This is a genomic window from Thalassotalea sp. HSM 43 (assembly GCF_004752005.1).
In the GTDB taxonomy this organism is placed as follows: Bacteria; Pseudomonadota; Gammaproteobacteria; order Enterobacterales; family Alteromonadaceae; genus Thalassotalea_A.
The window spans coordinates 3,198,782-3,220,301 of sequence record NZ_CP038493.1; the positions used below are offsets into that span (position 1 = coordinate 3,198,782).

At 44.0% G+C, this 21,520-nt stretch carries 18 protein-coding genes; 15 read left to right on the forward strand and 3 right to left on the reverse strand.

Going from position 1 to position 21,520, the window contains the following annotated elements:
* The first annotated feature begins 115 nt into the window (after positions 1-115).
* From E2K93_RS14005 to E2K93_RS14025, 5 genes are all read left to right on the forward strand, one after another.
* On the forward strand, positions 116-1,426 hold the full coding sequence (locus E2K93_RS14005) for a sugar MFS transporter (RefSeq protein ID WP_135439693.1): 1,311 nt from the start codon (positions 116-118) through the stop codon (positions 1,424-1,426).
* Positions 1,427-1,655: 229 nt separating this feature from the next.
* Positions 1,656-2,810, forward strand: coding sequence for an efflux RND transporter periplasmic adaptor subunit (locus E2K93_RS14010; RefSeq protein WP_135439694.1), 1,155 nt, complete (start codon positions 1,656-1,658; stop codon positions 2,808-2,810).
* An 8-nt stretch (positions 2,811-2,818) separates the two neighbouring features.
* On the forward strand, positions 2,819-5,941 hold the full coding sequence (locus E2K93_RS14015; protein WP_135439695.1) for an efflux RND transporter permease subunit: 3,123 nt from the start codon (positions 2,819-2,821) through the stop codon (positions 5,939-5,941).
* Positions 5,942-6,166: 225 nt separating this feature from the next.
* Positions 6,167-6,817 carry a hypothetical protein gene (locus E2K93_RS14020; RefSeq protein WP_135439696.1) on the forward strand — a complete coding sequence of 217 codons (651 nt, stop codon included), beginning with the start codon at positions 6,167-6,169 and terminating at the stop codon, positions 6,815-6,817.
* 32 nt (positions 6,818-6,849) lie between these two features.
* Positions 6,850-7,134 (forward strand): hypothetical protein, encoded by a 285-nt coding sequence (locus E2K93_RS14025; RefSeq protein ID WP_135439697.1) that lies wholly within the window; start codon positions 6,850-6,852, stop codon positions 7,132-7,134.
* A 126-nt stretch (positions 7,135-7,260) separates the two neighbouring features.
* Here the strand turns inward: E2K93_RS14025 and E2K93_RS14030 are convergent, their stop codons facing one another.
* The gene (locus E2K93_RS14030) at positions 7,261-7,746 is read right to left on the reverse strand and encodes a hypothetical protein (protein WP_135439698.1); all 486 of its coding nucleotides are present in this window, start codon (positions 7,744-7,746) and stop codon (positions 7,261-7,263) included.
* A gap of 408 nt (positions 7,747-8,154) precedes the next feature.
* On the opposite strand from E2K93_RS14030, the gene E2K93_RS14035 reads away from it, so the two are divergent.
* From E2K93_RS14035 to E2K93_RS14050, 4 genes are all read left to right on the forward strand, one after another.
* The gene (locus E2K93_RS14035) at positions 8,155-9,693 is read left to right on the forward strand and encodes a Re/Si-specific NAD(P)(+) transhydrogenase subunit alpha (protein WP_135439699.1); all 1,539 of its coding nucleotides are present in this window, start codon (positions 8,155-8,157) and stop codon (positions 9,691-9,693) included.
* Between the two features lie 5 nt (positions 9,694-9,698).
* Positions 9,699-11,075: a Re/Si-specific NAD(P)(+) transhydrogenase subunit beta gene (gene pntB, locus E2K93_RS14040; protein ID WP_135439700.1), complete on the forward strand. Its 1,377-nt coding sequence runs from the start codon at positions 9,699-9,701 to the stop codon at positions 11,073-11,075.
* Between the two features lie 139 nt (positions 11,076-11,214).
* Positions 11,215-12,048 carry a glutamate racemase gene (murI, locus tag E2K93_RS14045; RefSeq protein ID WP_189637784.1) on the forward strand — a complete coding sequence of 278 codons (834 nt, stop codon included), beginning with the start codon at positions 11,215-11,217 and terminating at the stop codon, positions 12,046-12,048.
* A 53-nt stretch (positions 12,049-12,101) separates the two neighbouring features.
* The gene (locus E2K93_RS14050; protein WP_135439702.1) at positions 12,102-12,584 is read left to right on the forward strand and encodes an FKBP-type peptidyl-prolyl cis-trans isomerase; all 483 of its coding nucleotides are present in this window, start codon (positions 12,102-12,104) and stop codon (positions 12,582-12,584) included.
* A 52-nt stretch (positions 12,585-12,636) separates the two neighbouring features.
* Here E2K93_RS14050 and E2K93_RS14055 read toward each other — a convergent pair whose 3' ends face one another.
* On the reverse strand, positions 12,637-13,311 hold the full coding sequence (locus E2K93_RS14055; RefSeq protein WP_135439703.1) for a porin family protein: 675 nt from the start codon (positions 13,309-13,311) through the stop codon (positions 12,637-12,639).
* Between the two features lie 114 nt (positions 13,312-13,425).
* On the opposite strand from E2K93_RS14055, the gene E2K93_RS14060 reads away from it, so the two are divergent.
* Complete coding sequence (locus E2K93_RS14060; protein ID WP_135439704.1) at positions 13,426-14,721, forward strand: metal-dependent hydrolase family protein; 1,296 nt, start codon at positions 13,426-13,428, stop codon at positions 14,719-14,721.
* Entirely contained in the window at positions 14,693-15,856 is a 1,164-nt protein-coding gene (locus tag E2K93_RS14065) for a GNAT family N-acetyltransferase (protein ID WP_135439705.1), read from the forward strand. Before E2K93_RS14060 ends, E2K93_RS14065 begins: the two co-directional genes overlap by 29 nt.
* Before the next feature lie 8 nt (positions 15,857-15,864).
* Here E2K93_RS14065 and E2K93_RS14070 read toward each other — a convergent pair whose 3' ends face one another.
* Entirely contained in the window at positions 15,865-16,749 is an 885-nt protein-coding gene (locus E2K93_RS14070) for a DMT family transporter (protein WP_135439706.1), read from the reverse strand.
* A 289-nt stretch (positions 16,750-17,038) separates the two neighbouring features.
* Here E2K93_RS14070 and E2K93_RS14075 point away from each other — a divergent pair, with 289 nt between their 5' ends.
* The 4 genes from E2K93_RS14075 (at position 17,039) to E2K93_RS14090 (ending at position 21,520) form a co-directional block, all read left to right on the forward strand.
* A complete protein-coding gene (locus E2K93_RS14075) occupies positions 17,039-17,866 on the forward strand; it encodes an ion transporter (RefSeq protein ID WP_135439707.1) in 828 nt (275 codons plus the stop codon).
* Between the two features lie 150 nt (positions 17,867-18,016).
* Positions 18,017-19,441, forward strand: a complete 1,425-nt coding sequence (locus E2K93_RS14080) for an alanine/glycine:cation symporter family protein (protein ID WP_135439708.1) — start codon at positions 18,017-18,019, stop codon at positions 19,439-19,441.
* A gap of 118 nt (positions 19,442-19,559) precedes the next feature.
* Positions 19,560-20,852, forward strand: a complete 1,293-nt coding sequence (locus tag E2K93_RS14085) for a DEAD/DEAH box helicase (RefSeq protein ID WP_135439709.1) — start codon at positions 19,560-19,562, stop codon at positions 20,850-20,852.
* Positions 20,853-20,869: 17 nt separating this feature from the next.
* Entirely contained in the window at positions 20,870-21,520 is a 651-nt protein-coding gene (locus E2K93_RS14090) for a hypothetical protein (protein ID WP_135439710.1), read from the forward strand.

The window sequence follows — 21,520 nt, forward strand, 5'->3', positions numbered from 1 at the left end:
GCATGGATATAAACAAAACCAGCGTATAAAGAATTTAAATAAAACATATTAATAACAATAAAAAGGGACAGGGCATAGGGCTCAGAAAATCCCGGTACTTTAAATAGGCGAATCTATGACTTCAAAAGTTGCGACTCAACAACAGGCGAACAGCTTGCTGCCGATGGTAATCATTGGCGTGCTGTTTTTTATCTTCGGCTTTGTTACCTGGCTTAACGGCTCACTTATCCCGTTTTTAAAAATCATCTGTGATTTAAATGAATTTCAGGCATTATTTGTCACCTTTGCGTTCTATATCGCCTATACCGTTATGGCCTTGCCTATGTCCGGTATACTGCGTCGCACCGGTTACAAAAATGGTATGGCCGTTGGTCTGGCGATCATGGCTGTCGGTGCCATTTTATTTATCCCTGCGGCAAAAACAGGCCATTATTTTATCTTCCTAACGGCTTTGTTCGTTTTGGGTACTGGCTTAACCATACTGCAAACCGCATCAAATCCTTATCTCGTTCATATCGGCCCGAAAGAGACCGCAGCAGTGCGTATTTCAATCATGGGCATTGTCAATAAATGCGCTGGTGTTATCGTGCCGATTTTATTCACCGCATTAATCTTGTCAGGCATGGGTGAATTTTCCGAAGAGTACATGGCAAGTCTCGACGCACAAACTCGTGCTGACCAAATTGAGGCACTATCAAATCGCCTTATTACACCATACATTTATATGGCTATTGTCTTGGCGGGTCTGATTGCGCTAGTTAAATATTCATCGCTACCTGAGATTGAGTTTGAAGAAAGTGACAATGACGTAGAAGACAAATCTGGCATTTTACAATATCCACAAGCCATTCTTGGTGCCCTTGCTTTATTCGCCTACGTGGGTATCGAAGTAATCGCCGCAGACACCATAGGCTTATTTGGCTCTGGCATTGGCGTTGAACACTTTGCCAGCTTAACCTCATATACCATGGTCTGTATGGTTATCGGCTATATCTTAGGTATCATCGCTATTCCAAAGTATGCCTCTCAAGAAAAGGCTCTAGTGGTATCGTCTATCGCCGGTATTTTATGTGTTATTGGCGCCACAACCGCGTCCACTCAAAGTAGCGCTATTGCAGATGTGTTATGGGGCTGGAGTGGTATTCCAGTGATCCCTGATGCCGTAACCTTTGTTGCCTTGATGGGACTGGCGCACGCCATGGTATGGCCGTCAATTTGGCCACTGGCTTTAGAAGGTCTTGGTAAATACACGGCGCAAGGCTCTGCGTTGTTGATTATGGGTATTGCCGGTGGTGCATTATTACCATTATTGTTTGGCTTTGTTGCCGAAGGTGGCAGTACGCAGTTTGCTTATTGGGTAGGCTTACCGTGTTACTTATTTATCCTTTATTACGCCGTAAAAGGCCATAAAATGCGTAGCTGGTAACCCCTAAATAAACCCCCCTCCTCCCTCGAAAAGGGCTTGGGCTAAGTAAAAACGCTTAGTCCCAAGTCCTTTTTTTTGTGCCTGTTAAAATACATTAACGACTTTACTGAATTGTATTTTCCTCCTGATAACAAAACGTTACACTAAACAAAGGTGAATTTGATGCTCGTCAATGTATCATTGTCATCTATACTAATTAATTGTAATCCAATAGTTATCAGGAATAACAATGAAGAAAGCTATCTCTGTGTTATGTATTTCTGCATCCCTCGTGCTGTCATTATCCGCTTGCGACCAAAAACAACGGGCCCAACAGCAGATTGAGGTGGTCGTGCAAGACGTTAAAACCTACCCATATCAAGGCGGCGAAGAGTTTGTTGGCCGACTTGAAGCGGTCAGTGATGTTGAAATTATTGCTCGTGTTAAAGCACCGATCGAAAAAGTACATTTTAAGCAGGGGGCTATGGTCACCGAAGGCGAAGTACTGTACACCTTGAATCAAGATGAATTGAAGGCTCAATACGACCAAGCACAGGCAGAAGTTGGCAAATCATCATCAGCGCTTGATATCGCTCGCAAGAATTATAATCGCGGTTTAGAGCTTGCGCCTGATGGTTATATCTCAGGGTCCGAATTGGATCAGTTAGAATCAAAAGTTTCCGAAACAAACGCACAATTAGAGGCGACCAAAGCGAATTTACGAAATGCTCAGGTAAACCTTGATTATACCGAAATTCACGCACCAATAGGCGGTAAGATTGACCGCTCTAAATTTACCTCTGGTGACTTGGTTGGTCCTGATGTGGGGTCATTAACCTCCATTGTTGCTGAAGACACTATGGAAATTCCGTTCCAAGTCAGCGAAAAAGTGTATTGGAGAATGGTTCGTAAAATGCAACGTGGTGAAGTAAGCAAAAGCTCGCGAAAAGCTATTGTCGAAATCGCCTTTTCAGCAAACGATATATACGAACATCAAGGCAGCATTAATTTTGTCTCCAACCGTGTAAACCCTGAAACAGGCTCAATGGAAGTCAGAGCGTCGGTACCAAATCCTGATGGCATTTTAAAACCAGGGCAATACGTAACGGTCAATATTAAGGTGCCTGTTGCGGTTGATACGCCGATGATATCGCAAATGGCAGTGCAGTCTGATCAACAAGGCGATTATGTCTTGGTGGTTGATAAAAAAGGTGTCGTTAACCGTGTTAACGTACAATTAGGGCGTCGTGTCGATACCTTAGTGATTGTTGAAACTGGCCTTGAAATTGGCGCCCAAGTGATTATTCGTGGTGTGCAGCGTGTCAGGGATGGGCTGCAAGTTAAAGCCATTCACATGGATGACATCGAACAAGCAGCATCTTCTGTATCTGTTATTGAATCATAAGGTGCTCAATGTTTAGTAAAACGTTTATTAACCGCCCCAAGCTTGCGCTTGTCATCGCGGTCGTACTTACTCTGTGCGGTACCATTGCCGGTATCAACTTACCTGTATCTGAATACCCAAATGTCGCACCGCCGCAAGTGGTTGTTAATGCTAACTATACTGGCGCCTCGTCGTCTGTCGTTAAAGAAACCGTAGCACAACCCATTGAAGATCAGGTCAATGGTGTTGAAGGCATGATTTACATGCAGTCAAAGAGCTCCAATGACGGTAGTTACCAGTTAACGGTGACGTTTGCGACCGGTACCGACCCTGATATGGCGCAAGTTCGCGTACAAAACTTGGTTGCTATGGCCGAGCCTAAGTTGCCGCAAGATGTACGTCTGGTCGGTATCTCAGTGAAAAAACAATCGCCTGATATGTTGTTTTTGGTCAATGTTTATTCTGAAAATGGCGAGTTCGATCGCCCATTTATTTCCAATTATGTAAAAATTAATATCCTCAGCGCGCTAAAGCGGGTTGATGGTATTTCCGATGCAACCATCATGGGCGAGGCCGCCTATTCGATGCGTATTTGGTTGGATCCTCTAAAAATGGCGGGTTTAAAAGTCACGCCGTCGGATATTAAAGCGGCATTAAGCGAACAAAATATTCAAGTTGCCGCCGGTACCGTCGGCTCGCCACCTTATGATTCAGACGTGCAAACCAGTTATACCTTACAAGTTAAGGGTAAGTTGACTGAAGTCGATGAGTTTGAGGACATTATTTTAAGGGCTGACTCTGATGGCTCTTTAGTCACATTAAAAGACGTCGCTAAAATTGAGTTGGGTCAGGAAGACTACTCGATAGATACGAAAGTGGACGGTAATCCAGCAAGTATGGTTGCCTTGTATCTGTTACCTGGTGCTAATGCATTAGAGACAGGTCGAAAAGTGAAAGAAATGATGGCCCAAGCAGCGCCATCGTTTCCAAAAGGATTGGTTTACTCGATAGGTTATGACACGACACGATATGTTGCTACCTCAATTGCCAAAGTGGTTTCTTCTTTGTTGCAAGCGGTTGGTTTGGTTATCATCATCACCTACGTTTTCCTTGGCAGCGTGCGTGCAGCCATGGTTCCTACCGTGGCGATCCCGGTTTCATTAATCGCGACGTTTTCGGTGATGTTGTTATCTGGGATGACAATAAACACCATAACCTTATTTGGTTTGATACTCGCCATCGGGGTGGTGGTCGATGACGCTATCTTAGTGGTCGAAAATACCGAACGGCATCTCGATGAAGATCCTAATATCACCCCTGAAATGGCGGTAACACGAACCATGGAAGAGGTCAGTGGGCCTATCGTTGCGACGACCTTGGTATTGCTGGCGGTGTTTATTCCTGTCGCCATGTTGCCTGGTTTAACGGGTATTATGTATCGTCAGTTTGCGTTGACTATTTGTGTGGCGGTTTTGTTTAGTTCACTCAATGCACTTACCTTGTCACCAGCTTTGTGTAAATTGTTATTAAAGCGCCAAGAGCAACAGGCAGGTTGGTTTAAGAAATTTAATAAGATGTTCGACTTTATCCGTGACAAATACGGTGCGGGTGTCGCATTTTTCATTCGCAAGAGCATTATTGTTGTGATTGCCTTGGGTGCCATGTTAGCGCTGTTAGGCTGGGGATTTGCCAAGACGCCGACGGGGTTTGTACCACCAGAAGATAAAGGTATTTTCATTGTCAGCGTGCAGTTGCCTGACGCCAGCTCTTTGGCAAGAACGCAAAAAGTATTGGATAAACTCACAGATCAATTACAACAAGATAATCGAGTAGAAAGTATTACCTCTGCCGCAGGCTACAGTATCTTATCTGGTGCAGCGCAAAATAATGCTGGTGTTATGTTTATTGTTCTTAAACATTGGGATGAACGACCGGAGCGATCCGATATCGTCTTTGCCATAACCCAGAAGGTGAACTTCCTCGCATTTAAAGAGATACCTGAGGCGCAAGTGTTTGCTATTCCGCCTCCAGCGGTACCGGGTATGGGCGCCGTTGGTGGCCTTGAATTTATTCTTCAGGATAAACTCGGTGCATCAAATGCTGAAATGGCACGTGTGCTTAATATGTTTATTATTGAAGCGAACCAACATCCGGCACTAACCAATGTTTACAGTACGTATCGAGCCAATGTACCGCAGTACTTGGTGGATGTAGATCGTACCAAAGCAAAAACCTTAGGTATTAATCTTGATGAAGTATTTGTGACACTGCAATCGCAACTTGGCTCCTTTTATATCAATGACTTTAATAAGTTTGGCCAAACTTACAAAGTCATTATGCAAGCCAAGCCAGATAGTCGACAAAACATCAGCGATATTCGAAATCTGTATGTGCGTAACCAGCGTGGTGAGATGGTCTCTATGTCGACCATTGCTGATGTAGAAGATATTCACGGACCGGACATCAGTGAACGTTATAACTTATTTAATTCACTGAGTATTCGTGCCTCAGCAGCACCGGGTTACAGTTCAGGTGATGGTATCGCGGCGATGGAGCAGGTTGCCAAAGATATTCTGCCACAGAACTTCCAATATGAATGGACCGGCATGACCTATCAAGAGATTGAAGCGGGTAACATGGCGATTTACGCTTATGCGTTAGCGTTAGTGTTTATTTACCTGTTCTTGGTCGGCCAATATGAAAGTTGGTCGGTGCCTATTGCGATTATCTTGGTTGTACCACTAGCGCTGCTTGGTGCGATAGGGGCGCTCAATGCCGTCGGCTTGCCATTAAACTTGTTTGCACAAGTGGGCTTAATATTGCTCATAGGTATGGCGGCTAAGAATGCCATTTTGATTGTCGAATTTGCGAAGAATCTGCGTGAAGAAGGAGAGACCATTCATAATGCCGGTTATCAGGCGGGTATTCTCCGATTCCGTGCGGTATGTATGACAGGTGTATCTTTCATTGTTGGTATCATACCGCTAGTTATCGCCACAGGTGCTGGTATGTTTAGCCAAAAATCCCTTGGTTTTACCATCTTTGGTGGTATGACGATGGCCCTAGTGGTCGGTACGGTGATCATTCCTGTATGTTACGTTGTTGTACAAAGCGTTAGGGAAAAACTCAAAGGTGAGCAGACAAGCAAGTAAGCTTTAGTCGCTGTAATAGCGCCATATTGTCATTGACAATGTGGCGCTTTTTTATGTTTATCACTTATTTGATAGTCGCTATATTTACTTGCAGCAATCTTTGCGCTTTCATTAAGGTATTGATAGTTTGTATTTATGTCGACACGTTTGCTGCCTAACAAGCATAACAAAGACTGCTAACCGCGTTAGCACCATAGAAGCTTTATTAAAGCGCCAGGAGAGAAGATGCGATTTACGTTGTGGCTAATAGCGTGTGTATTGGTTTCGGCTTGTACCGTGCAACCAAACTCTAAAGACACTGTCGAACCGGAAAGCGAATCTTATCAACTCGATTACGGCTTCTATTCCTACACCTATGAGAAAATTGACAATTACCCCGCAGAAGCTGATTTGAATCTGCTGTTTCCGGCGATTCCCGGCTCTATTTTTGGTATGCCGTCACCAGAGTTGGTGCATATTAGCTCGGTCAATAATGATTTCACCTTTGAATTAACCTTACCCAATGACATGGATGCGCTCGCCTCAAGGTTGACAGGGGGAGCTTTAATGATCACCCCAGCAGATACTAAAGTACTGCGCTTGGGCACGTTTCATGTATTTCCATCAATGCGAGACAGCGTTGGTGGCGGTGGCTTTATTCACAAACCAAGCGGTGACTTTATGTTGCTGGTGTATTTCTCAAAATCAGCACATATAAGCGGCCAATTTGCGATTGGTAGAGACCAGTTTGAGCATGATATAAACATACCGGCGGCAGGTTGGCATTGGATCAAAATAGGCAAGCAGTCTGATTACAGTTATCGTCTATCGACGTTTGACGGTGACAGCGATCAAATCGAGTTCTTTGTGCTTGTTGAGAACGTATTTAATGTCTAATTGGCAGCAACACAAGGCGCAAATCTGTTGTTATGAATCATTATCGTAAAAAGCATTGGGCGCTTGTTATAGGCGCTGTGGCGATGCTAATTGGTGCGGTTTTTTTTGCGCTCAGTTGGTTTGTGTTTGACCACGATATGCCGGGCTATCGAATCGCACTATCACCTGGTATTTTGTTTATGAAGTTATTCACGGAAGAGCTAGATATGGGGCTTAAACTGGTGTTGCTGATGGCAGGCCAGTTTGTGATAACGGCAGCAGTGAGTTATTTACTGTTGTCTCTGTCGAATTGGTTTACTGACACTAAGAAAAGCTGATACTACGCTAACCTTTACGAGAATCGACAAAGTCTAGAACTGACAAAGACCATTAACGATAAAATCGATAATGGTCTTACTGACTATCTTTATTGCCTCTGTCGTTTTGCTAAAATACTCAGTGTTCTAGTTGTATTCGTCGACCGAAATAACTCTAGGTTCACCATTAATCAATTCGATAAGTCCTTCCATCCAAACGTATTTGTTTAGCTTTTTAGAACGGTAACGAATGATTATTTTGGCTTCTCTATTGCCTAAAAATTCAGAGGAAATGAAAGATACATCGGTACCGACTCGCGTCTTACTACGATGTCCTTTTTTAAGATAGTCAAGATACTCACCACGATCGTATTGCAATACGAAACCAAAACCGCTGGAACCTTGATTAACCGTAACTTGAACGTCATTAGACATAACGCTTTGTAGTAGGGTTTCATCTTCAGTGCGGTGAAAATCTATAAACTGTTGTGCTATATGATTAATACTGTCTTCGGTTAACTCATCTAAGGCAAACGCCTGAGATGGATAACTGACCATTATCATAAGCAATAAAACAAATTTTCTCATACCTAGCTCATTAAACGCATCCATTAGCACAAAGTGAATATCCATGTTCACTTCCCAAGTCACAGTATGGCGAGTGCTACTTAACTTCTCCGGTATCAGGGATGTATATTTTTGTTATCAATATATGCTTACATTAATAAAGATAACGTACTTTTTATTTAAAAAGCCAGTTTTATTTAAAATTTGCATAATTTATGCCCTTAAATTAACAAAAAATTAACGCCTTTGATTCTTTTTTCAACAAAATAGTGTTACTAATAAATTCAAGCGGTTACAGATTTAAACCTTGGCATTATCGAGGATGCTGCAAAATGCTCTGTGCGCTTAAGCGTTTTTTTGTGCAGGAAAAACAACAATTATGTCCATTTAATTGTTTGCTTACATAGGGTTACGGCCTGACATGTGAGTAAACAAACCTGAACTTTCAGGGTAACAATAATAAAGGTTCATTCTATGCAAATTGGCATTCCAAAGGAGTCACTCAAGGGTGAAAACCGAGTCGCTGTTTCCCCCGCATCTATTCAAGCACTGGCTAAGTTAGGGTTTGATGTTGTTGTCGAAAGCGGAGCCGGTGATAAAGCAAGTTTCAACGATACGGTATATGGCGAAGCTGGAGCGGGCATTGTTGATGCAAACGCAGCTTGGCAGGCGGATTTAGTATTGAAGGTGAATCCGCCTAACGATGCTGAAGTCGATATGCTCAAAGATGGCACCACTTTAGTTAGTTTTATAGCGCCAGCACAAAACGACGCATTACTCAGCAAATTAAAAGATAAACAGGTTGATACTCTGGCCATGGAAATGGTGCCGAGGATGACTCGCTCGCAATCCATGGATGCATTAAGCTCTATGGCAAATATTGCCGGCTACCGCGCGGTAGTCGAAGCAACCAACCATTTTGGTCGTTTTCTTACTGGCCAAATTACCGCCGCCGGTAAAATTCCACCGGCGAAAGTGATGATTATTGGCGCTGGTGTCGCAGGTCTTGCGGCGATAGGTACGGCAGGAAGTTTAGGAGCCATTGTTCGTGCTTTTGACACTCGACCTGAAGTAAAAGAGCAAATAGAAAGTATGGGTGCCGAATTCCTTGAACTCGATTACGAGGAAGAAGAGGACACCGGTGCAGGCGATGGCTATGCCAAAGAAATGAGCCAAGCCTTTATTGATGCTGAAATGGCATTGTTTCGTGAACAAGCGAAAGACGTTGATATTATCATCACAACAGCAATGATCCCTGGTCGTCCTGCACCTAAGTTGATTCTTGAAGACATGGTGTATTTGATGAAACCTGGTTCTGTTATTGTTGATTTAGCCGCACCCGGTGGCGGTAACTGTGAATTGACCAAACCCGGTGAAATGATAGAAATAAACCAAGTGAAAATCATTGGTTATACCGACTTTGTGTCTCGCTTACCGAATCAATCCAGTCAATTGTATGCCAATAACTTAGTCAATTTGATGAAGTTATTATGTAAGGACAAAGACGGCAATATCGACATCGATTTTGACGATCAGGTGTTACGCAATATGACCGTGGTAAAAGACGGCGAAGTTACCTTTCCACCACCGCCTATTCAAGTTTCAGCCGCGCCGCCTGTGGTAAAACCCGAACTGGTAAAAGAGGTTGTTGAGCAACCAAGTAAACCTGGTGTTGGCAAATACCTTGCTATGTTGCTAGGTGCCGTTGGTTTTACCTGGGTCGCAAACGTCGCTCCGGCGGAGTTTTTATCGCACTTTACGGTGTTTGTTCTCGCTTGTGTGGTCGGCTATCACTTGGTTTGGAACGTTACCCACGCACTCCATACGCCATTAATGAGTGTCACCAATGCCATTTCCGGCATTATTATTGTCGGCGCATTATTGCAAGTCAGCAGTGACAATCTACTGGTGCAAATACTGGCTGGGGTGGCGGTGTTAATTGCCACCATCAATATAGCCGGTGGATTTTTTGTCACCAAGCGTATGTTGAAAATGTTTCGTAAAGAGGGGTAATGACGATGTCTGAAGGAATTATCAGTGCAGCGTATATCATTGCCGCTGTATTATTTATTTTATCGCTTGCTGGTTTAAGCAAGCAGGAAACTGCCGAAGCAGGTAACTGGTACGGTATTATCGGTATGACCATCGCTCTGGTTGCGACCATTGCTGCACCGCAGGTCAGTGGTGTGGCCATTATCATTGTTTGTATGGTGATAGGTGGCGCTATCGGTTTGCACTTTGCCAAAAAGGTTGAGATGACCGAAATGCCGGAATTGGTCGCCATTTTGCACAGCTTTGTTGGCCTAGCTGCGGTATTTGTTGGCTTTAATAGCTTTTTAGAGCATGACCCGTTGATGATAGGCGCAAGTTTAACCATTCATAATGTTGAAGTGTTTTTAGGCGTGTTTATTGGTGCGGTAACCTTTACCGGCTCTGTCGTCGCGTTTGCGAAATTGCGTGGTCTTGTAAACAGCGCGGCGTTAATGCTTCCACATCGCCATAAGTTAAACCTTGCCATGGTGTTATTTTCTATATACCTGATGGTTGAGTTTGTTGGCGGCGGCGGTATCGCTTTCCCACTTATCGTCATGACGTTAATCGCCTTTGTGTTTGGTTATCATTTGGTCGCATCTATTGGCGGTGCGGACATGCCGGTTGTCGTCTCCATGCTTAATTCGTACTCGGGTTGGGCCGCCGCATCGGCGGGCTTTATGCTAGGTAATGACTTATTGATTATTACCGGCGCATTGGTGGGCAGCTCAGGTGCTATTCTGTCTTACATCATGTGTAAAGCCATGAATCGCTCATTTATTAGCGTGATTGCTGGCGGTTTCGGAACCGATGTTCAAACCAGCAGCGATGTCGATTACGGTGAGCACAGAGAGATCAGTGCTGAAGCAACCGCTGAATTATTATCGCAGGCCAAATCTGTGATCATCACGCCGGGTTATGGCATGGCTGTGGCACAAGCGCAGTATCCTGTATATGAAATTACCCAAGCTCTGCAGCAAAAGGGCATTAAAGTTCGCTTTGCGATTCATCCGGTGGCTGGTCGTTTACCGGGGCATATGAACGTACTGTTGGCTGAGGCTAAAGTACCTTACGACATTGTCTTGGGTATGGAAGAAATTAACGATGATTTCGCCGACACTGACGTGGTATTGGTTATTGGTGCTAACGATACGGTAAACCCCGCGGCGGCTGAAGACCCAACCAGTCCGATAGCCGGGATGCCAGTATGTGAAGTGTGGCACGCAAAGCAAGTTATTGTCTTTAAGCGTTCGATGAATACCGGCTATGCTGGTGTACAAAACCCACTGTTCTTTAAAGAAAATACCGACATGTTATTTGGCGATGCTAAAGACAGTGTCGAGAAAATTTCTAAAGCACTGTAGCAGTAGGTGTCGCTACCCACTGCAATAGGTGCGAGTATTTAATAAAACAATCCCCAACAGATTCATTCTGTTGGGGATTGTTTTTATCTCTTGCCAGTTTATAATCCTTGTACTTATCGCTAATTCATGTCGCATATTGTTGTCTACATTACCTGCTACACAATCACCGCAATCGCAAACTGATCTTAATGGCAGCATTGGCATTTTTGACTCAGGTGTTGGCGGTTTATCCATTTATCAAGGTGTCAAAGACTTACTTATCAATGAGCGAGTGGTGTATGTCGGTGATATGGCGCATTCTCCTTATGGGGAAAAGTCCGCTGAGTTTATTCTTCAGCGCTGCCATAAGATTTGCCAGTATTTACAACAACAAGGGGTAAAAGCCATTGTTGTCGCCTGTAATACCGCAACCGTGTCAGTGATAGACAGTTTGCGAGCACAATTTAGTCTGCCTATTATCGGGGTGGAGCCAGCGGTAAAGCCTGCGGCTATGCACAGTAAAACCGGTCACGTTGGCGTGTTTGCTACGCGGGCGACATTAGCCAGTCGTAGTTTCAATCAATTGATGGCAGACCTTAGCCAATTCGCTTGTTTTCATACCGTAGCTTGTCGCGGTTTGGTTGAAGCGATCGAAACCATGCCACATGACGACAATCACATTCAGCGACTGTTAAACGATTTTAGCGCACAGGTATTATCACATAACATTGATGCTCTGGTGTTAGGGTGTACTCACTATCCATTTATCAAACATCAACTGCGCCACATATTACCAGAGCACATCGATATTTATGATACCGCACAGGCAGTAGCACGACAGTTACAACGTCGATTGCAACAAGTCGACGGCTTAGCGCCACAAACACATTCGCTTGAAGATGTGTTCTTAACCAGCGGCGATGCGGCCTTTGGCGAACAGATATTCTCAACGCTATTAAATAAATCAACTAAAGTTAAACAATTAATTATCTAACCAATTAATGATCTAACCTATTAATGATCTAACTTGGGGTAGGGACAGAGGCTATGAAAATAGACAAAAATACCGTCGTACAATTTCACTATGTGCTTAAGAATGAACAAGGTGAGGTCATTGAAGACTCAAATAAAAGTGAGGCGATTGCCATTTTGATGGGCCACCGCAATATGATCAAAGGTGTTGAAAACGCCTTGTTAGGTAAGCAAGCTGGCGAAAGCTTTAGTGTCACCGTAGCGCCGGAAGATGCCTATGGTGAGTATATTGACGGCGCTGAGCAACGAGTACCAGCCAAACATTTACAAGGTGCCAAGAAGTGGAAACCTGGTATGGTGGCGGTGGTCGAAACAGACCAGGGTCAACGTCAAGTCACGGTGTTAAAAGTAGGCCGTTTTATGATTACCGTCGACACAAACCACCCGTATGCTGGTCAATCGTTGAGTTTTGATATTGACGTGCTAGATGTTAGAGCAGCAGATGAGAGTGAAATATCTCACGGCCACGCTCATGGCATAGGCGGACATCAGCACTAGCATACAAACAAAGGGTTGGTAATGCGGCTTGAAGGACTGAGCTATAGCCTATTTAAAAGCTGTATTGCAGGCCAATTTCGGCACTGACCGGGGTAAAGTCGATAGTGTCGAGACGCACTGAAGCAGAATTTTGCTCTAAATCGGTGAGCTCTAAATTGGTATATTTTAGCTCGGCCAACAACGATAAGTTTTCGCTCATGCGAAAATCCATACCCGCCATTATCGAAAAGGCAATGTCAGAGTCATTTTCTAAGGTAATCGAGTCATTGTCGTTTTCGATGTCCAGTTCTGTATCGGTTGTCGTACCTATACCAATGCCAAGATATGGACGCATATTGCCTTTAAATTGCACATGCCAATAGGCATTCAGCGAAATCACAGAAACACTAAAGTTAGCATCTAGTTTAGGGTCGTCTAGGGTGTCGAATTCATCAAAGGTGACATCAGCATCACTGTCGAAGTAGCTGTAACTGAGTTCTAAAGAGACATTATCAGAGACAAAATAACCGATACCTAAACCGGCAACATAGCCTGTGTCGGGCTCAATTGGAATTTTATCTTCTAAGTCGATTGATGCCTCGCCCTCGGCATCGGTGTCATCAATGTAGGTAATGCCTATTTTCGGTTTTAAGTACCAGTCGCCTTGTGATGAAAGCGCTTGAAAGCTTAAAAAGATCAGCATTATAAATACGAAAACTTTGAGAAATACGGCACTGGCTGTTTTCATTGTTATGCATCCTTGAACTTAGACGACTGAGTTTGTTAGGCTGTTATGTTAATAATAGTTCAATAAGATGGAATAGAGTAATTATTCCCCCTGCAACTTTGGAGAAATCCTGCAATGCCAATTAACAATAAAAAACTGCTGGCGCTATTCGCTTTAATGCCATTATCAACAATGGCCGCCGATTATAAGATACTGCATGCTGGTAAGGTATTACCTGTGCCAGGGAAAACGGTGTTAAGTCAGCAATCGATTGTCATAAAGGACAATCAAATTGACGCTATACTGCCTGGATACATCACCAAGTCAGAAGTCGATAAAGATGCCGAAGTTATTGACTTAAAAGATAAATTTATTATGCCTGGGCTTATGGATATGCACGTGCACATTCAATTTGAATTAGGCCCAAATAACGATAGCGAAACCTTGAAATTGTCTGCCGAAGATGTTGCTATGCGCAGTGTTTATTTTGCTGAGAAAACCTTGCAATCAGGGTTCACAACGGTACGCGATCTTGGTGCTAACCCACAACCGCTATATGCGTTACGTGATGGCATAAACAAAGGTTGGGTAGAAGGCCCACGTATTGTCGCCTCAGGTGGTGTATCGGTGACGGGGGGGCATGGTGATGTCGATGGCATGCGTCATGATTTGTTAGAAAAATACACCAGCAAGACCATCTGTGACGGTCCGTACGATTGCCGAGGGGCAACGCGCAATGCCATTAAGTATGGTGCTGACGTTATCAAGATTACCTCAACGGGTGGTGTCTTGTCCGATACCAATACCGGAACCGGACAACAAATGGCTGACGATGAAATCAAAGAAATTGTTGATGCCGCTCACGCGCTCGGTCGCAAAGTTGCTAGTCATGCCCATGCCGCAGCTGGTATCAATGCTGCGTTGCGTGCAGGTGTTGATTCAATTGAACATGGTAGCTATGCCGACGAAGACTCTATTCAGCTATTCAAATACTCAGGGGCGTATTTAGTACCTACTTTATTGGCGGGCGACACCGTATTAAAAATGGCAGAGACCAGTGACTTTATGTCTGATGCCATTAGAGCCAAAGCCCGTAGGGTCGGCGCCGATATGATTGCCAACTTTTCTCGTGCTTATGAGAATGGTGTAAACATTGCTTTTGGTACCGATTCTGGCGTGTCCTCGCATGGCAATAATGCCTATGAAGCGGTGCTTATGTATAACGCCGGTATGGCGCCTATGGATATTTTGAAATCGGCGACAATAAATGCCGCTGACTTAATCGATAAAAGCAGCCAGCTGGGCACGTTAGAGCAAGGTAAATTTGCCGATATCATTGCCATGGATGATAACCCACTAAAAGATATCAGTGCTTTGCAACGTGTTAGCTTTGTGATGAAAGATGGCAAAGTGTTCAAACACAACCTTTAAACTCGAGTTTGTTGACAGCCTAACAAAGGTTGATAAACAACAGTGGCAGGCTTTGTTTGCGGACAATCCGTTCTGCCACTGCGAGTTTTTATTGTCCCTTGAGCAACATTGTTTAGGTCAAGGTAGCGGATGGTATCCACAACATATCTTAGTCTTTGATGGTAGCGACATTGTCGCTGCCATGCCTGGTTACATCAAAACGCACTCCTATGGCGAATACATGTTTGATTGGAACTGGGCTGACGCCTATCAACAAACTGGTCAAGACTATTACCCTAAGTACATCAGTGCTATTCCATTTACGCCGGTAAGCAGCCGTCGCATCGCCATTGCGGCAAGTCATCAGCAGCACAGCGAGCAAATCATTTCGGCGGTTATTAAGGGCTGCCAATATCTGCAAGACAAATTGCAACTATCCAATAGCCAGTGGTTGTATATTGATAAGCCAACCTCCGACATATTGGCAACGACTTGCCCGCAACGTATTGATTTGCATTACCTTTGGCATAATCGAAATTATCAGGACTTTGACGGCTTCCTAGCGCAGCTCACTTCACGTAAACGCAAAAACATCAAAAAAGAACGGGCTAAAATCGCTCAGCAACATTTCACCTTTCAATGGTTAGATGGGGCGCAAATCAATGATGACCTTTGGCAGCAGTTTTATCGTTTTTACGTCAATACCTACCGTTATCGCTCAGGTCACGATGGCTATTTAAATCTACCTTTCTTTCAAAGCTTATCGACCGTGTTACGTCAACATGTGCGCTTGTTGATGGTCGCAGATCAAACCGGTGAGTTCGTCGCAGGGGCCTTATTTGTTGTCAGTGATGATACCTTGTATGGCCGCTATTGGGGCTGTGAGGCAGGGGATGATTTTCTGCACTTTGAAGTCTGTTATTACCAAGGCATTGAATACGCCATTAAGCACCAGCTAGCGTTTTTCGATGCCGGTGTTCAAGGCGAACATAAATTAATCCGCGGTTTTGAACCGAAATTAAGTTATGGCAATTATTTATTTACACAGCAGCCGTTTGCTGCGGCAATAACAGAGCACCTAAGCCAACAAAATCGTCATATACAAATGGCACTCGAGCGCGCTAAACAATATTTACCGTATCGCAAGGACGGTTAACGCTGTGCTTAATCAAGCACCTTCTTCGACTTTCGCTTAAGCACGCCTGTGGTCATGCCGACACCGGCAAGAATCAACACCGCGCCGATAAGCATTGACATGGTCAATTGCTCATCTAGGAAAATCATTCCCCAGAAAACACCAAATACCGGAATAAGGTAGGCCACCGAGATGCTTTTATCTGGGCCAACTTCTTTGATCAAATAAAAATAGATGATATAGGCAAGGGCGGTGCAAATCGCGCCAAGTACTATGGTGGCGACTATCGCTTGTTCACTTATCGCCTGCTCGGGCATGAAAAAGGGCAAAATCGGTAAATACACCAATGCCGCAAAAAACTGGCTGCCAACGGCGACCGACATAGAGTTTACCTTACTAAGGTATTTTCCGGTATAACAGGCAGCAAAACCGTAATTAAGGCCGGCAATTAATCCGGCAAAAATAGCGATGGCGGTGGCATCAATGGCAAAATCACCTTTGCCGGCGAATAAGGTCAAAATACCAATAAAGCCCAACATCAGACCGGTCGTCTTGTTGATGGTCAGTCGTTGTTTTAACCAAACAAAGCCGACCAAAGCGGCAAAGATAGGCGCGGTGGCATTTAAAATAGAGGTTAAGCCAGCGGATAAAGTTAACGTGGCGTAAGCCAATAACACAAACGGTATGGCAGTATTGGTCATACCGACAATGAATATACCTTGCCAATGCCGACGTAAATCGGCAAAACCGCGTCGAAACAATAAAAATGGTAATAACGTGGCAAAACCGATCAGTGCTCGAAAACCAATCAATGCAATCGGGCCCATTTCAGGCGTTGCAACCCTCATAAACATAAAGGAAGCGCCCCATATGGCGGCCAGTAGTATCAACAGCAATGTTTGATTGAGAGTCATGAAAACGTCATTATGGTGATGTTATGGTGTCATCATTGGCAAGCACTGGTCACTATAAAGTGATACCTGCATTGACCAAGGATAAAACGTTAGGGTGGGGATATTATAGAGTCTAGGTTAGGTTTGTAAGCAACAATTTTGATTTATTAGGCCTGTACACAACATTATTTACATTTTGCCTATTGAAAAAACACCTCAAGCACCTATATCATCGCCGAGCATTATGCATTTTCACAATCAATTAAATTCACACTCAATTAAATTCAATTACGATAAACAAAGTTAACTCATGGTCATTAGTCTTTCCCTTTTACAAACCAAACTAAAACGCATTGATTCGAGCAAGTTGTTTCAAGGTATTGTCATTTCCGTCATTGTATTGTCTGCATTATTGATTGGTGCCAAAACTCATGACCTACCAAGCCAAGTCATTTCATTTTTACTGATTCTGGATATGGCGATTACGGTATTCTTTGCTATCGAAATCGTTATTCGTTATTTAGCAACGGACTCAAATAAAGAGTTTTTTAAGAATGGCTGGAACATCTTCGATACATTGATTGTTATTGGCAGCTTAATTCCCGCCGGTGGTTCTGGTGTGCTGTTGGCGCGTTTACTTCGAGTGTTCCGTGTGTTGCGCTTGGTATCGATGATCCCTGAATTAAGATCCTTGATAAACGCACTGCTTAAAGCCATCCCAAAAATGGGCTACATCGCCTTATTAATGTTCGTAATCTTTTATATTTATGCGGCGATTGGCAGCATCATGTTTGCCAGTATTAATGACGTGCTGTGGGGTGACGTTAGCATCGCGCTGCTTACCTTGTTTCGGGTTGCCACTTTTGAAGATTGGACCGACGTTATGTACGAAACAATGGAAGTGTACCCGCTAAGTTGGATTTTCTATATTAGCTTTATCTTTTTCACTGCGTTTATTTTTCTTAATATGATGGTGGGGACGATTCTAGAAGTAATGGCAGAAGAGCACGAGTTAGAAAGGGCTCGCGCACACGGCGAAAGTGGCGATGGCGGAGAACCTGCCTCCCGTGCACAAATTGAACAGTTACAGAACCAAATCAGTGACTTACAAAAATTAATAACAGAAAAGCACAATTGATTTATATCATTTTACATTAACAACCACTATCATTAACAAAGTTTAAATCTCATTATCTTGCACCTGAGCTGTAGCGACAGGTGCTTTGTCTGTGGTTGTCGGTAGCAAAATGACGCCCTATGGCACTCGTTAAATTATAAGGGCTAGGTTTTGTTTACTGACGTTGTAAATTTTCTTAATGGCTTACTTTGGGGGCAGATTTTAGTACCACTTCTATTAATCGCCGGTGTGTGGTTCACCATCCGCTTAAAAGCAATTCAGTTTCGCCACTTTGGCCACATGTTCAGTGTTATGCGACATAGTCGTAATACTGACGGTCATGGTATCTCATCTTTTCAGGCTTTGTGTACGTCCTTAGCGGCACGCGTTGGTACCGGTAATTTGATGGGCGTTGCCGTGGCAATTTCCTTAGGTGGTCCAGGGGCAATATTCTGGATGTGGATGATTGCCTTGGTCGGCATGGCCACCGCGTTTGCAGAAAGCACCTTAGGTCAATTGTACAAAGAAGAAAATAGCAGCGGTAACTACCGTGGTGGTCCGGCATTTTACATGCTTAAAGGTCTAAAAAGCCCCGCTATGGCGTTGATATTCTCTGTCTGTTTGTTTATCGGTTACGGCATGGTTTTCTCAGCTCCGCAAGCGTTTTCGATTGCTGAAGCTCTCGACTACTCCTATGGCGTAGACCCGTATATTACCGGTGTGGTAATCACCATTTTGGCGGGTGTCATTGTTATGGGCGGGATGAAAAAAATCGCTCGTTTCTCCGAAATGGTTGTGCCATTTATGGGGGTAGCGTATTTCCTTGTTGCGCTGTGGGTGATCTTAACCAGTTTGCCTGAAATCCCAGGCGTTTTTAAACAAATCATCTACTCAGCGTTTGGCTTACAAGAAGCCGGTGCCGGTATGCTTGGTGTCGCTATGATGCAAGGCATTAAACGCGGCTTGTATTCAAATGAAGCAGGTATGGGTTCGGTACCACATGCTGCCGCTGCAGCAACGCCGTATCCACCACACCCTGCATCGCAAGGTTATGTGCAAATGTCAGGCGTATTCTTTGACACCATCATACTGTGTACCTGTACGGCGATGATTATTCTTTTGAGCGGTATTGAATTAGGCCAAACCTTTGGTATTCAGCTTACCCAGCAAGCATTGGCAAATCAGGTCGGTTCTTGGGGGAGTGACTTTATTGCCTTAGCGATATTCTTTTTCGGTTTTACTTCAATGGTCGCCAACTACGCCTATGCAGAAAATTCGCTGCCGTTTTTAAAAATGAACAATAAGATTGGCCGAGCCATCTTTTTAGCGGTGTTTTTAGGCATGATTTTTTATGGTTCTGTGGCCACGTTAGGCGAGGTCCTTGGTCTCGCTGATTTGGCTATGGCCTTGATGACGGTGATTAACGTTATCGCCATTATGTTTTTGAGTAAGCATTTAGTCACCTTAGCCAAAGACTATAATGAACATATTGATAAAGGTGATGTACCGCGCTTTGTCGCCAGTGAGAAGCAAGTTAAAGACATGAACCTAACGGCTGGTATCTGGAGCGAAGAAAATACCCGTTTGCCTAAATAAGGTAGGTGCCAGGCTATACAATCGTAATAAAGCCGGTCAGAAGCCGGCTTTATTGTTTTATTATATTGGGGGTTTTTGCTATGCTTGCCCCGAAATTTGACGATAGACAAGGATCTCAATGAGCTTTGATACCATAGGCTTACCTGAACCCGTATTAAAAGCGGTAAAGGAATGCGGATATAAAAACATGACGGCAGTGCAACAACGGGCGATCCCAGCGGTGCGAAGTGGTCAAGATGTGTTAGCCAGTGCCCAAACCGGTACCGGTAAAACCGCGGCCTTTGCATTGCCTATCATTGAGCAACTATTGCAAACGAATACATCGTCAACCCCTGTGGTTAAAGCCTTGATCTTAACGCCGACACGTGAACTTGCGCAGCAAGTTGCCGACAATATTGAAAGTTATTGTCGTTACACGCAATTAAAAACCTTGGTGGTTTTTGGTGGCGTTGGCTCTGCAGGACAAGAGAAAAAACTTAAGGCTGGCGCAGATATCTTGGTCGCCACACCGGGTCGCTTATTAGAACATGTGCAAATGCGCAACGTTAATCTGGCACAAGTTAAACATGTGGTACTCGATGAAGCCGATCGTATGTTGGATATGGGTTTTTTCGCTGATATTGAAAAGCTATTAGCGTCCCTTAAGCACCAGTATCAAACTTGCTTATTCTCAGCGACCTTTTCAAATAAAGTAAAAACACTGACTAAGCAAATTTTGCAGAACCCGCGTATCGTTGAAACGGCCAAGCAAAATGCAACGAACGCCAAGATAAAACACTTTGTTTATCCGGTGGAAGAAAAGCGTAAGAGTGAAATGCTGGCGGAGTTAATTGGTGTTAACAACTGGCAACAAGTGATGGTGTTTGCCGGGACTCGAGAAAGTGCCAATCAAATCGCCAAAGAGCTCAAGTTAGATGGCATCAAAGCGGTGCTGTGTCATGGTGAAAAATCACAGGGTGCACGCAATAAAGCGTTGCTGGATTTTAGTGAGGGTAGAGCGCGAGTTATGGTGGCTACGGATGTCGCTGCTCGTGGTATCGATATCGCGGATTTACAGTATGTGGTCAACTACCACTTACCGTTTTTACCAGAAGATTATGTACATCGTATTGGTCGTACAGGGCGTGCCGGTAAAACAGGAACGGCGATTTCTTTATTGTCACCAAAAGACAATAAATTCCTTGCCAATATAGAACAGACCATAGGTCAAAAAATTGTTCAGGTTAAGTTACCTGGCTATGATTTCGATCCAACGGATTATCAGACCGAGACGCAAGCCCCTGAAAAGTCGAGCAAGAATCGCTATCAATCACAGCAATTGAAAAATCGCTCTGTTGCGCAAAAGCAAAGCAAAAAGACCACGAAAAAAGCGGTTAAACCGAAAAAACGCAGTCGTTATTCAAGCAAATAAGCGGATTTAAGTTGGCGATGGACTACCAAGATATCGAAGTACCGTTTCATTTTCGGCATTTATGCTGGTTTTGCGGCGAACCTTATGCGCAAGTATTTTCCTTTCCGCCAACTCATAGTGAGCACCTTAATTGCCCGCACCCACACTTGAACGTTAACGCTTGTGGTGAATGTGCCAAGTTTGCCAAAAAAGCCAAAGGCCATACTATTTTTTCCGTGCGCCAAGAAGTTAAACAAGCGTTATTAAAAGCCTATCAAAAAGATTTAGCGATAGGGCAAAACTGGACCAAGCAAGAGTTAGCTGACGCCGGTTTTGAAGATGGAAACTTTGCTGGATTTGCCAAAAGTGCGTGGTTTATGTTTGAAGTGGCTCGCGATAGAGTTAATTTTAAAGCCTGGCCGTTAGTGGTATCGGGACAACAAATCGACAGTATTTATCAAGGCATGAGCTTTCAATTTGATGGCGTGACTTATCCTGATATCTACCATGCGGTTGATTTTTTCGCTAAGACTTATGATCTGAATAACCCGTTTATTCTCGCTGTGCTTAACATTATCGGTACCGAGCAATTTGCCAAAGCGATACGACTGGCGCGAACTTGTGTTGGTTTTACCCCACAAGAGCGCCAGCAGCTGCTAAATGAACTTACCGCGAATCAGCAAGATTAA

What these genes read in the sequence shown, in the direction of transcription:
- E2K93_RS14085 (WP_135439709.1), top strand. Translation starts at nt 19,560, where the DNA reads ATGAGCTTTGATACCATAGGCTTACCTGAACCCGTATTAAAAGCGGTA.
- E2K93_RS14020 (WP_135439696.1), top strand. Translation starts at nt 6,167, where the DNA reads ATGCGATTTACGTTGTGGCTAATAGCGTGTGTATTGGTTTCGGCTTGT.
- E2K93_RS14035 (WP_135439699.1), top strand. Translation starts at nt 8,155, where the DNA reads ATGCAAATTGGCATTCCAAAGGAGTCACTCAAGGGTGAAAACCGAGTC.
- E2K93_RS14065 (WP_135439705.1), top strand. Translation starts at nt 14,693, where the DNA reads ATGGCAAAGTGTTCAAACACAACCTTTAAACTCGAGTTTGTTGACAGC.
- E2K93_RS14025 (WP_135439697.1), top strand. Translation starts at nt 6,850, where the DNA reads ATGAATCATTATCGTAAAAAGCATTGGGCGCTTGTTATAGGCGCTGTG.
- E2K93_RS14055 (WP_135439703.1), bottom strand. Translation starts at nt 13,311, where the DNA reads ATGAAAACAGCCAGTGCCGTATTTCTCAAAGTTTTCGTATTTATAATG.
- E2K93_RS14070 (WP_135439706.1), bottom strand. Translation starts at nt 16,749, where the DNA reads ATGACTCTCAATCAAACATTGCTGTTGATACTACTGGCCGCCATATGG.
- E2K93_RS14010 (WP_135439694.1), top strand. Translation starts at nt 1,656, where the DNA reads ATGAAGAAAGCTATCTCTGTGTTATGTATTTCTGCATCCCTCGTGCTG.
- pntB (WP_135439700.1), top strand. Translation starts at nt 9,699, where the DNA reads ATGTCTGAAGGAATTATCAGTGCAGCGTATATCATTGCCGCTGTATTA.
- E2K93_RS14015 (WP_135439695.1), top strand. Translation starts at nt 2,819, where the DNA reads ATGTTTAGTAAAACGTTTATTAACCGCCCCAAGCTTGCGCTTGTCATC.
- E2K93_RS14005 (WP_135439693.1), top strand. Translation starts at nt 116, where the DNA reads ATGACTTCAAAAGTTGCGACTCAACAACAGGCGAACAGCTTGCTGCCG.
- E2K93_RS14060 (WP_135439704.1), top strand. Translation starts at nt 13,426, where the DNA reads ATGCCAATTAACAATAAAAAACTGCTGGCGCTATTCGCTTTAATGCCA.
- E2K93_RS14075 (WP_135439707.1), top strand. Translation starts at nt 17,039, where the DNA reads ATGGTCATTAGTCTTTCCCTTTTACAAACCAAACTAAAACGCATTGAT.
- E2K93_RS14050 (WP_135439702.1), top strand. Translation starts at nt 12,102, where the DNA reads ATGAAAATAGACAAAAATACCGTCGTACAATTTCACTATGTGCTTAAG.
- E2K93_RS14030 (WP_135439698.1), bottom strand. Translation starts at nt 7,746, where the DNA reads ATGGATATTCACTTTGTGCTAATGGATGCGTTTAATGAGCTAGGTATG.
- E2K93_RS14090 (WP_135439710.1), top strand. Translation starts at nt 20,870, where the DNA reads ATGGACTACCAAGATATCGAAGTACCGTTTCATTTTCGGCATTTATGC.